We start from the raw sequence: 10,501 nt of genomic DNA, 5'->3' as shown, positions 1-10,501 counted from the left end.
ACCGGCAGGGAGCCCAGCTTGTTGACGGCCGGGATCAGCGAGGAGGAGCAGCAGGCGCGGGCGACCTCCTCGATCACGATCACGGTGGCCAGGGCGTCGGCGCCGGCGCCGCCGTAGCTCTCGGGCACGTGCACGGCGTGCAGGTCGTTGGCGACCAGCGCGTCCAGGGCCTCCTGCGGGAAGCGGCCCTCCTCGTCCACCGCCGCCGCGAACGGAGCGATCTTCGCCTCCGCGAGGGCACGCACCGACTCACGGAGCATGTCGTGCTCCTCCGAGGGCCGATACAGGTCGAAATCAGTCGAACCCGCCACGCTCATTCACTCCCACGCTTGCTAACTACCGTTAAGTAACCCAAATGGTAGGGCGTGACCGGGCCCCGGACCAGCGCCCGACTATGCTCGGGCAGGCATTCCGCCCGACGTTCCCTGGAGTCCCGCATGGCCCTCAAGATCACCGTGATCGGCACCGGCTACCTCGGCGCCACCCACGCCGCGGCCATGGCGGAGCTGGGCTTCGAGGTGCTCGGCCTGGACGTCGTCCCCGAGAAGATCGAGATGCTGTCCGCCGGACGCGTCCCCATGTACGAGCCGGGCCTGGAGGAGCTGCTCGCGAAGCACGTGGCCGGCATCGAGGGGTCGAGCGGCCGGCTGCGCTTCACCACCTCCTGGGAGGAGGTCGGCGCCTTCGGCGACGTGCACTTCGTCTGCGTGAACACCCCGCAGAAGCACGGCGAGTACGCCTGCGACATGAGCTACGTGGACGCCGCCTTCGCCTCCCTCGCCGGGGTCGCCCGCGCCGGGTCCCTGGTCGTCGGCAAGTCGACCGTGCCGGTCGGCTCCGCCGAGCGGCTCGCGGGGCTCCTCCCCGAGGGCGTCGACCTCGCCTGGAACCCCGAGTTCCTGCGGGAGGGCTTCGCCGTCCAGGACACCCTGCACCCCGACCGGATCGTGGTCGGCCTGCGCGGCTCCGGCGAGCGGGCCGAGAAGACGCTCCGCGAGGTGTACGCGGTGCCCGTCGGCGACGGCTCGCCGTTCGTGGTGACCGACTTCCCGACGGCCGAGCTCGTGAAGACGGCCGCCAACTCCTTCCTGGCCACGAAGATCTCCTTCATCAACGCGATGGCGGAGGTCTGCGAGGCCGCCGGCGGCGACGTCGCCAAGCTCGCGGAGGCCATCGGCCACGACGACCGGATCGGCGCCAAGTTCCTGCGCGCCGGCATCGGCTTCGGCGGCGGCTGCCTCCCGAAGGACATCCGGGCCTTCATGGCCCGCGCGGGCGAGCTGGGCGCCGACCAGGCCCTGACCTTCCTCCGCGAGATCGACTCGATCAACATGCGGCGGCGCGGCCAGATGGTCGAGATGGCCCGCGAGGCCCTGGGCGGGTCCACCTTCCTGGGCCGCCGGGTCGCCGTCCTCGGCGCCACCTTCAAGCCGGACTCGGACGACGTCCGCGACTCCCCCGCCCTGAACGTGGCCGGCCAGATACACCTCCAGGGCGGCCAGGTGACCGTCTACGACCCGAAGGGCATGGAGAACGCCCGCAAGGTCTTCCCGACCCTCGGCTACGCCTCCTCCGCCCTGGAGGCGGTGCGCGGGGCGGACGTGGTGCTGCACCTGACCGAGTGGCGCGAGTTCCGCGAGCTCGACCCGGCGGAGCTGGCCGAGGCCGCCTCGACGCGGGTGGTCCTCGACGGCCGCAACGCCCTCGACGGGGAGCGGTGGCGGGCGGCCGGCTGGACGTACCGGGCGATGGGCCGCCCGACGGCCTGACGGACGGGACGGGGAGAGGGGCGCACCGCCGGGCGGTGCGCCCCTTTTCCGTACGCCCCAGGCCGCGTACGCCTCGGGCTCCCGTACGCCTCAGGCCGCGGCCCGCCGGATCCGGTTGGACCGGGAGAGGAACTCCGTCTCCCGCAGCACCCGGGCGGCGTTGGCGTGGGCGAGGCCGACCAGTTCCTGCGCGCTCCAGCCCCGGCGGAGCAGCTCGGCGAAGAGCGGTGCGTAGCCGACGGCCGGGGCGGTGGTGCCGGAGACGCCGACGCACTGCGGGCCCGCCCCCGCCCGTACCCGGTCGAGGGCGTCCGCGGCGGCGGCCGGGTCCTCGGCGACGGTGACCATGAGGACGGCGCCGTTCCCGCCGAGGAGGCGCAGGACCTCGTCCGGGAGGGCCTCCGGGGCCGCCCTGGTCAGCAGGGCGGGGGCCCGGGTGACCGCGAGGGCGCTGCGGATCGTGTCCGGGTCGGCGCCGGAGAGGTCCACGGCCAGGCCGATGCGGTTCATCTCCCGTACGGCGTCGCGGGCGAAGCGGTCGAAGCAGATGAGGTTCACGGCCCGTACGCCCAGGGCGTGGTAGGCCCGCAGGGTGGCGGCCGAGCCGCCGAGCGCCGCCCAGCCGACCGGGCCGAGCAGGGCGGCGACGCGGCCGCAGTTGCGGGCGTCGGCCAGCTCGGAGGAGGTGTACGCGAGGCGCAGGTCCTCGGGGCAGGCGGCGACGAGGGCGCGGACGGAGTCGATCCGCCGCAGGGTCCCGACGACGCCCTCCTCCGCCTCGACGTGCAGGGACCAGAACTGGGCCCCGGCCTCTCGGGCGCGGACGGGCGGCAGGTCCTCCGGGTCGAGGGACTCGGGGAGTTCGGTGTGCCCCTCGGTGACGGGCTGGGCGGCCAGGAGGGCGCGGGCCCGGGCCGTCTCGTCGAGCGGCGGGGAGGGGTCCGGGGGCGTGGGCACGCCGACGGCGGGAGGGACGGTGGAGAGGGAGGGATGGTCGTCTAGCAGTTCCGCCATGGTGTGACTCCGGACTCGGCGATGCAGTACCGCCCCGCCGAGCGCGGCGGGGCGGTACCGTCCACCGTGCCACCGGCCCCCTCGGGGGGCTCGGTGGGCTGGACCGTCCGGGTGAGGACCGTCGGGGCCTGTCCGCCGGATCCGGACCCGGCCTAGGGGGCGTCGAGCACGTCGATCGTCGCGTTCGACGGGGCCGTGCGGGCCTTCAGGTCGCGGGAGACCGCTTCCGCGTCCCTCAGGGCGCGGACCGCGTTGGACCAGGTCAGCTTGGCCAGGTCCGGGCGGGACCAGCCGCGGTGCAGGAGCTCCGCGATCAGGTTCGGGTAGCCGGCGACGTCGTCCAGACCGGCCGGGGTGAAGGCCGTGCCGTCGTAGTCGCCGCCGATGCCGATGTGGTCGATGCCGGCGGCCTCGCGCATGTGGTCGAGGTGGTCGGCGACCGTGGCGGCGGTGGCGATCGGACGGGGGTGGGCCTCCTCGAAGGCGCGGTGCAGCCTCATCGCCTCGGCGGTGGTGTCGAGGTGGTCGAAGCCGTGCGCCCTGAGGTTGTCGTCCGCCCGGGCGGTCCACTCCACGGCCGCGGGGAGGATGAACTTGGGCACGAAGGTGGCCATCGCGACGCCGCCGTTCGCGGGCAGCCGCTCCAGGACGTCGTCCGGGACGTTCCGCGGGTGGTCGCAGACCGCGCGGGACGAGGAGTGCGAGAAGATCACCGGCGCCGCCGTGGCGTCGAGCGCGTCCCGCATCGTCGTCGCGGCGACGTGCGAGAGGTCGACGAGCATGCCGGAGCGGTTCATCTCGCGGACGACCTGCCGGCCGAAGGCGGAGAGCCCGCCGACGCCGGGCTCGTCGGTCGCCGAGTCCGCCCAGTCGTTGTTGTCGTTGTGCGTGAGCGTCATGTAGCGCACGCCGAGGGCGTGCAGCGCGCGCAGGGTGGCGAGGGAGTTGTTGATCGAGTGGCCGCCCTCGGCGCCCTTGAGGGAGGCGATGCGGCCCTGCCGCCGGGCCGTCTCCATGTCGTCCGCCGTGAGGGCGGGGGCGAGGTCGGCGGCGTACCGGTCGAGGAGCTGGTCGACGACGTCGATCTGCTCCAGGGTCGCGCTGACCGCGTCGTCCCCGGCCAGCCGGCAGGGCACGTACACCGACCAGAACTGGGCGCCGACACCGCCGGCCCGGAGCCGGGCGAGGTCGGTGTGGAGCGCGCCGGACTGGTCCGCGCCGATGTCCATCCGGTCCAGGTCGTAGCGCACGTGCTCGCGCAGCGCCCACGGGAGGTCGTTGTGGCCGTCGACGACGGGGTGGCCCGCGAGCAGCTCGCGGGCCTCCTCCAGACGGTCGGCCGCGCTCACCTGGCGAAGCCGAAGGACTCTGCGCCCTCGACCTTGGCCCGCAGGCGCTTGCCCTTCTCGGTGGCCTGGCCGTTGAGCTCCTGCTGGAACTCGGTCATCCGGGCGAGCAGCTCGGGGTCGTGCGCGGCGAGCATCCGGGCCGCGAGCAGGCCCGCGTTGCGCGCCCCGGCGACGGAGACCGTGGCGACGGGGACGCCGGCCGGCATCTGCACGATGGAGAGCAGCGAGTCCATGCCGTCGAGGTACTTCAGCGGCACCGGCACGCCGATGACGGGCAGCGGGGTGACGGAGGCGAGCATGCCCGGGAGGTGGGCGGCGCCGCCGGCGCCCGCGATGATCGCCTTGAGCCCGCGGCCCGCGGCCTCCTCGCCGTACGCGATCATCTCGCGCGGCATCCGGTGCGCGGAGACGACGTCGACCTCGTACGGGATCTCGAACTCGTCCAGGGCCTGCGCCGCGGCCTCCATCACGGGCCAGTCGGAGTCGGACCCCATGACGATGCCAATGAGCGGATTACTCAACGATCGTTCCTCGCAGATAGCCGGCGGCGTGACGGGCGCGCTCCAGCACGTCGTCGAGGTCGTCGCCGTAGGTGTTGACGTGGCCCACCTTGCGACCGGGCTTCACGTCCTTGCCGTACATGTGGATCTTGAGCTGCGGGTCCCTGGCCATGCAGTGCAGGTACGCGGAGTACATGTCCGGGTAGTCGCCGCCCAGGACATTGCACATCACGGTCCACGGCGCGCGGGGGCGCGGATCGCCGAGGGGCAGGTCGAGAACCGCCCGGACGTGGTTGGCGAACTGCGAGGTGATCGCCCCGTCCTGGGTCCAGTGGCCGGAGTTGTGCGGGCGCATCGCCAGTTCGTTGACGAGGATGCGGCCGTCCCGGGTCTGGAACAGCTCGACGGCGAGGTGGCCGACGACGCCCAGCTCCTTGGCGATCCGGAGGGCCAGCTCCTGCGCCTGCCCCGCGAGCTCCTCGTCGAGACCGGGCGCGGGCGCGATGACCGTGTCGCAGACGCCGTCGACCTGGCGGGACTCGACGACGGGGTAGGCGACGGCCTGGCCGTGCGGGGAGCGGACGATGTTCGCCGCGAGCTCGCGGACGAAGTCGACCTTCTCCTCGGCGAGGACCGGGACCCCGGCGCGGAAGGGGTCGTGGGCGTCCTCGGGCGTGCGGACGAACCAGACGCCCTTGCCGTCGTAGCCGCCGCGCACGGTCTTCAGGATGATCGGGAAGCCGCCGACCTCGGCCGCGAAGGCCGCGGCGTCGGCCGGATCGGCGACGATGCGGTGCCGGGGGCTGGGCGCGCCGATCTCGTCGAGCTTCGCGCGCATCACCCCCTTGTCCTGCGCGTGCACGAGGGCCTCGCGGCCGGGGCGGATGACGACGCCGTCCGCCTCCAGGGCCGCCAGGTGCTCCGCGGGCACGTGCTCGTGATCGAAGGTGATCACGTCGCAGCCGCGCGCGAAGTCACGCAGCGTGTCCAGGTCGCGGTAGTCGCCGAGGACGACCTCGCTCACCACCTGGGCCGCGGAGTCCTGCGGGGTGTCGCTGAGGAGCTTGAACTTGATGCCGAGGGGGATACCCGCCTCGTGGGTCATACGGGCGAGCTGCCCGCCTCCGACCATGCCTACTACGGGGAACGTCACCCTCTTAGGGTATCCGCACCATCGGGGAACACTCGTCCGGCTGTGCTTTGGCACAAGCTCCAGGTGGGTAGGACCCGCCCGGGAAACGGGTCGTCCACGGGTTTGCGAGGTACACGGGCGGGTGACAGGGGCCCTGGTTAGCATGGATGGGTTGACGTCGCCCGGACGTCATCCGGACGGACGGACACAGCGATCACCATGAGTGAACCCGGCGCACTGCGTATGCGACTCGAGGGGCTCGTCCGCGAGGTCGCCAAGTTCGGTGCCGTGGGGGCCGTCGGGGTCCTGGTCGACCTCGGCGTGTTCAACCTCGTCCGTCACTTCTCGGAGCTGCCGGTCGTACGGGCGAGCATCATCGCCACCGTGGTGGCGATCGTGTTCAACTACCTCGGCTTCCGGTACTTCACCTACCGGGACCGGGACAAGAGCAGCCGCACCAAGGAACTGGTGCTCTTCCTCCTCTTCAGCCTGGTCGGCCTGGTGATCCAGAACGGCCTGCTGTACGCGGCGACGTACGGCTTCGGCTGGGACACCCCGCTGCAGAGCAACTTCTTCAAGTTCTTCGGCATCGGCGTCGCGACCCTGTTCCGCTTCTGGTCGTACCGCACGTGGGTGTTCCGCGCGCTGCCGGCGAAGGAGGCCGTGCAGACCGCGGAATCGTTCCTGGAGAAGACCCCCCGGCAGGCGGTCCGCCGCCAGCCCGACCACGTCTGACCCGCCCTTCCCCCGAGGAATCCGCCGGCCGGGGCGCTACCGCACGGGGCGCTCCCGCGGCTCCGTCGCGACGCTCCTGACCTCGCGGCTCAGGAAGAGCGCGAAGACCGGCGGCTGCTGCTGGAGCAGCTCCAGCCGGCCGCCGTCCGCCTCCGCCAGGTCCCGGGCCACCGCCAGGCCGATCCCCGTCGAGCTGCGCCCGCTCACCGCCCGTTCGAAGATCCGCGCGCCGAGGTCGGCGGGGACGCCCGGGCCCTCGTCGGTGACCTCGATCACCGACTGGTTGCCGGTGACGCGGGTGCGCAGGGCGACCGTGCCGCCGCCGTGCATGAGCGAGTTCTCGATCAGGGCGGCGAGGACCTGGGCGACCGCGCCCGGGGTGCCGACCGCCCGCATGCCCTGCTTGCCGGAGTGCACGATGGCCCGCCCCGCGCTGCGGTAGGCGGGGCGCCACTCCTCGATCTGCTGCTTGATGACCTCGTCCAGGTCGAAGGCGACGGCGGAGCCGGTGCGGGGGTCCCGCGCGTTCGTCAGGAGCCGCTCGACGACGTCGGTGAGCCGCTCGACCTGGGTGAGCGCGATCGTCGCCTCCTCCTTGACCGTGTCCAGCTCCTCGGCGAGGGCGACCTCCTCCAGGCGCATGGAGAGCGCGGTGAGGGGCGTACGGAGCTGGTGGGAGGCGTCGGCGGCGAGCCGGCGCTCGGCGGTGAGCATCCGGGCGATGCGCTCGGCGGAGGCGTCGAGGACGTCCGCGACCCGGTCCAGCTCGGGCACCCCGTACCGCTTGTGCCGGGGCCGCGGGTCGCCGGAGCCGAGCCGCTCGGCGGTCTCGGCGAGGTCCGTGAGCGGGGACGCCAGCTTGTTCGCCTGCCGCACGGCGAGGAGGACGGCGGCGACGACCGCGAGCAGGGCCACCGCGCCGATGATCAGCAGGGTGCGGCCGACCTCGGCGGTCACCGCGGAGCGGGACTCCTCGACGACCACGGTCTCGCCGCGCTCGCCGCGGGCGGTGCCCCGGATGACCTCGCCGTCGGGGCGGTCGCCGATCTCGATGGCGTCGCGGCCGGGGATGCTGATCCGGGCGTACCGCTTGGCGCCGCCCTGCTCGGCGAGGATGTCCGGGTTGACCGGCTCGCCGCCGATGAGCCGGCCGTCGACGATGGAGACGAGCCTCAGCGCCTCCGAGTCCACGCTCTCCTGGGCGCTGCTGGAGATCGTGCGGGTCTCGACGGCGACCAGGGAGACGCCGAAGACGGCGATGACGACGAGGACGACGGCGAGCGTGGAGTTGATCAGGCGGCGACGCATGGCTTAAGGGTGGCTCGGCTCATCTCGGGCAGGGCGGAACGGCGGCTCAGCTCTTCTCGAAGCGGAAGCCGACTCCTCGGACGGTCGCGATGTAGCGGGGGTTCGCCGCGTCGTCGCCGAGCTTCTTGCGCAGCCAGGAGATGTGCATGTCGAGGGTCTTGGTGGAGGACCACCAGGTGGTGTCCCAGACCTCGCGCATCAGCTGGTCGCGGGTGACGACCCGGCCGGCGTCCCGGACCAGGACGCGGAGGAGGTCGAACTCCTTCGCGGTGAGCTGGAGCTCCTCGTCGCCCATCCAGGCGCGGTGCGACTCGACGTCGATCCGGACGCCGTGGGTCGCGGGGGCGACGGCGGGCTCGGTGGAGCCGCGCCGGAGCAGGGCCCGGACGCGGGCGAGGAGCTCGGCGAGCCGGAAGGGCTTGGTGACGTAGTCGTCGGCGCCCGCGTCGAGCCCGACGACGGTGTCGACCTCGTCCGCGCGGGCGGTGAGGACCAGGATCGGGACCGTGTGGCCCTCGGCGCGCAGCCGTCGGGCGACCTCCAGGCCGTCCATGCCGGGCAGGCCCAGGTCGAGCACGACCAGGTCGACCCCGCCCTGGAGGCCGGCGTCGAGGGCGGTCGGGCCGTCCTCGCGGACCTCGACCTCGTACCCCTCTCTCCGCAGGGCGCGGGCCAGCGGTTCCGAGATGGATGCGTCGTCCTCGGCGAGCAGTACACGGGTCATGGGGTGATGGTAGTCCGCACGGCGCCCGGGCCGGGGCGGGATCCGCAGGGCCCGAATGACCCCTGGGGATCTTGTGGGCATCCAGCAGATGACCTTCGAATGATCGCGTACGGTTCCTTCGTTTCCTGTGATCCATCTCTCAAGTCCTTCCATATCCGGCACTGTCGTGTCGTATGGTGGCGAGACGTCAGTAGCGGTAATCGGGGACCTTTGGCCTGCTTCACGGGGCAAGGTCCTCTTTCTGCGTAGGGTCGGCTCGGCCGAACCTCGAGACGGTGAACGACCTGTGGGCCGGGTCCCTGGACGCGTAAACGCGTCTCCCGGGGCGTGGATCCCGGCGGAGTCACACGACCCCGCCGGTGCCGGCCTCCCCCACCGGGCGCATCACGCTCACAAGGCGTGCGTCCCGACAGAGCAAGGATCGACATGGCGTCCAGCCTGACGACGACTTCGACCGGAACCCCTGGTTCCGAGAAGACGTTCTTCGGCCACCCTCGTGGTCTGGCCACCCTCTTCATGACCGAGATGTGGGAGCGTTTCTCCTACTACGGCATGCGGGCCCTGCTGGTTCTGTACCTGGTCTCCGGCGGCGCGGACGCGGCGACCGGCAGCCAGGGTGGCGGCCTCGCCATGACGGCGGCCACGGCGACGGCCATCTACTCGGTGTACGTCTCGATGGTCTACCTGATGGCCATGCCCGGCGGCTGGTTCGGCGACCGTGTCTGGGGCGCCCGCAAGACCGTCACCATCGCCGGTTTCGTGATCATGGCCGGTCACGCCTCGCTGGCCATCCCCGGTCAGGCGATGTTCTTCGTCGGCCTGGCTCTGGTCGCCGCCGGCTCCGGTCTGCTCAAGGCCAACATCTCCACGATGGTCGGCCACCTCTACGACGGCCCGGACGACCCGCGCCGTGACGGTGGCTTCACGCTCTTCTACGTCGGCATCAACCTCGGCGCCTTCCTCGCCCCGCTGGTCATCGGCACCGTCGGCGAGAGCTACAACTGGCACCTGGGCTTCCTGCTCGCGGCCATCGGCATGGCCATCGGTCTGGGCCAGTTCCTGTTCGGCACCCGCCACCTGAGCGAGAAGAGCAGCGTGGTCCCGAACCCGCTCTCCGCCGCCGAGCGCAAGTCCGTCATCGTCAAGGTCTGCGCCGCGATCGTCGTCGCCGCCGTCTTCTACGGCATCGTCGTCGCCGCCGGCATGTACACCCTGAACTGGGCGCTCGTCCCGATCACCCTCGCCGGTCTGATCATCCCGATCGCCGTGATCGTCCGCATCAAGCGCGACAAGGACCTCGACAAGGTCGAGCAGTCGAAGGTCACCGGCTACATCTGGTTCTTCGTGGCCGCGGCCGTCTTCTGGATGATCTACGACCAGGGCGGCTCGACCCTGTCCCTCTTCGCGGACAGCAAGACCGCCGACCACCTCGGTCCGCTGAGCTTCCCGGCCACCTGGTTCCAGTCGCTCAACCCGCTCTTCGTCATGGCGCTGGCCCCGGTCTTCGCCTGGCTGTGGCTGTGGCTCGCCCGCCGCAACCAGGAGCCGAGCACCATCGTGAAGTTCTCGCTGGGCCTGCTGGGCATCGGCATCTCGTTCTTCGTCTTCCTCGCCCCGATCGGCCTGGCCGGCGGCGACGCCAAGGTCAGCCCGATGTGGCTGGTCGGGATCTACCTGATCCAGACCATCGCCGAGCTGTGTCTGTCCCCGGTCGGCCTCTCCGTCACCACGAAGATGGCGCCGCAGAAGTACGCCTCGCAGATGCTGGGCGTCTGGTTCCTCGCCGTCACCGCCGGTGACTGCACCACGGGTCTGCTCTCCCTCGCGGGCGTGGACCTGAACGGCACCGGGATCATCGCGCTGCAGGCCGCGGCCGCCACGGTCGCCGCCGTCGCGGTCTTCATGTACCGCAAGAAGGTCAAGGCGCTCATGGGCGACGTCCACTGACGTCACCCGCCCGCACGGAGGGC

At 71.9% G+C, this 10,501-nt stretch carries 10 protein-coding genes; 3 read left to right on the top strand and 7 right to left on the bottom strand.

The features are described 5' to 3' along the window. A partial coding sequence (locus tag ACFYUZ_RS32145; RefSeq protein WP_389315180.1) for an acyl-CoA dehydrogenase family protein occupies window positions 1–317 on the bottom strand: 317 nt, incomplete at its 3' end. Window positions 318–437: 120 nt separating this feature from the next. On the opposite strand from ACFYUZ_RS32145, the gene ACFYUZ_RS32140 reads away from it, so the two are divergent. Further along, window positions 438–1,769 (top strand): UDP-glucose dehydrogenase family protein, encoded by a 1,332-nt coding sequence (locus tag ACFYUZ_RS32140; protein WP_389315178.1) that lies wholly within the window; start codon window positions 438–440, stop codon window positions 1,767–1,769. A gap of 90 nt (window positions 1,770–1,859) precedes the next feature. Here the strand turns inward: ACFYUZ_RS32140 and ACFYUZ_RS32135 are convergent, their stop codons facing one another. From ACFYUZ_RS32135 to ACFYUZ_RS32120, 4 genes are all read right to left on the bottom strand, one after another. Next, a complete protein-coding gene (locus ACFYUZ_RS32135; RefSeq protein ID WP_389315176.1) occupies window positions 1,860–2,783 on the bottom strand; it encodes a membrane dipeptidase in 924 nt (307 codons plus the stop codon). Window positions 2,784–2,935: 152 nt separating this feature from the next. Beyond that, window positions 2,936–4,132 (bottom strand): dipeptidase, encoded by a 1,197-nt coding sequence (locus tag ACFYUZ_RS32130; RefSeq protein ID WP_389315174.1) that lies wholly within the window; start codon window positions 4,130–4,132, stop codon window positions 2,936–2,938. Continuing rightward, window positions 4,129–4,626, bottom strand: coding sequence for a 5-(carboxyamino)imidazole ribonucleotide mutase (gene purE / locus ACFYUZ_RS32125; protein ID WP_389315195.1), 498 nt, complete (start codon window positions 4,624–4,626; stop codon window positions 4,129–4,131). Before purE ends, ACFYUZ_RS32130 begins: the two co-directional genes overlap by 4 nt. A 19-nt stretch (window positions 4,627–4,645) precedes the next feature. Then, a complete protein-coding gene (locus tag ACFYUZ_RS32120; RefSeq protein WP_389315172.1) occupies window positions 4,646–5,785 on the bottom strand; it encodes a 5-(carboxyamino)imidazole ribonucleotide synthase in 1,140 nt (379 codons plus the stop codon). Between the two features lie 198 nt (window positions 5,786–5,983). Here ACFYUZ_RS32120 and ACFYUZ_RS32115 point away from each other — a divergent pair, with 198 nt between their 5' ends. Next, window positions 5,984–6,499, top strand: coding sequence for a GtrA family protein (locus ACFYUZ_RS32115; RefSeq protein ID WP_389315170.1), 516 nt, complete (start codon window positions 5,984–5,986; stop codon window positions 6,497–6,499). Between the two features lie 36 nt (window positions 6,500–6,535). Here the strand turns inward: ACFYUZ_RS32115 and ACFYUZ_RS32110 are convergent, their stop codons facing one another. Next, complete coding sequence (locus tag ACFYUZ_RS32110) at window positions 6,536–7,807, bottom strand: ATP-binding protein (RefSeq protein ID WP_389315168.1); 1,272 nt, start codon at window positions 7,805–7,807, stop codon at window positions 6,536–6,538. Window positions 7,808–7,853: 46 nt separating this feature from the next. Then, the gene (locus ACFYUZ_RS32105) at window positions 7,854–8,531 is read right to left on the bottom strand and encodes a response regulator transcription factor (protein WP_030690380.1); all 678 of its coding nucleotides are present in this window, start codon (window positions 8,529–8,531) and stop codon (window positions 7,854–7,856) included. A gap of 426 nt (window positions 8,532–8,957) precedes the next feature. Here ACFYUZ_RS32105 and ACFYUZ_RS32100 point away from each other — a divergent pair, with 426 nt between their 5' ends. Continuing rightward, a complete protein-coding gene (locus ACFYUZ_RS32100) occupies window positions 8,958–10,478 on the top strand; it encodes a peptide MFS transporter (RefSeq protein ID WP_389315166.1) in 1,521 nt (506 codons plus the stop codon). Window positions 10,479–10,501 lie beyond the last annotated feature (23 nt).

Source organism: Streptomyces sp. NPDC004266 (assembly GCF_042874095.1).
In the GTDB taxonomy this organism is placed as follows: Bacteria; Actinomycetota; Actinomycetes; order Streptomycetales; family Streptomycetaceae; genus Streptomyces.
Note: the sequence above shows the minus strand (reverse complement) of the source record. Positions and strands in the feature narration are given on the sequence as shown.

Excerpts from the sequence above, each read along its gene's own strand:
- ACFYUZ_RS32140 (WP_389315178.1), top strand. The coding sequence starts at position 438 with ATGGCCCTCAAGATCACCGTGATCGGCACCGGCTACCTCGGCGCCACC.
- ACFYUZ_RS32105 (WP_030690380.1), bottom strand. The coding sequence starts at position 8,531 with ATGACCCGTGTACTGCTCGCCGAGGACGACGCATCCATCTCGGAACCG.
- ACFYUZ_RS32135 (WP_389315176.1), bottom strand. The coding sequence starts at position 2,783 with ATGGCGGAACTGCTAGACGACCATCCCTCCCTCTCCACCGTCCCTCCC.
- ACFYUZ_RS32115 (WP_389315170.1), top strand. The coding sequence starts at position 5,984 with ATGAGTGAACCCGGCGCACTGCGTATGCGACTCGAGGGGCTCGTCCGC.
- ACFYUZ_RS32100 (WP_389315166.1), top strand. The coding sequence starts at position 8,958 with ATGGCGTCCAGCCTGACGACGACTTCGACCGGAACCCCTGGTTCCGAG.
- ACFYUZ_RS32110 (WP_389315168.1), bottom strand. The coding sequence starts at position 7,807 with ATGCGTCGCCGCCTGATCAACTCCACGCTCGCCGTCGTCCTCGTCGTC.
- purE (WP_389315195.1), bottom strand. The coding sequence starts at position 4,626 with ATGGGGTCCGACTCCGACTGGCCCGTGATGGAGGCCGCGGCGCAGGCC.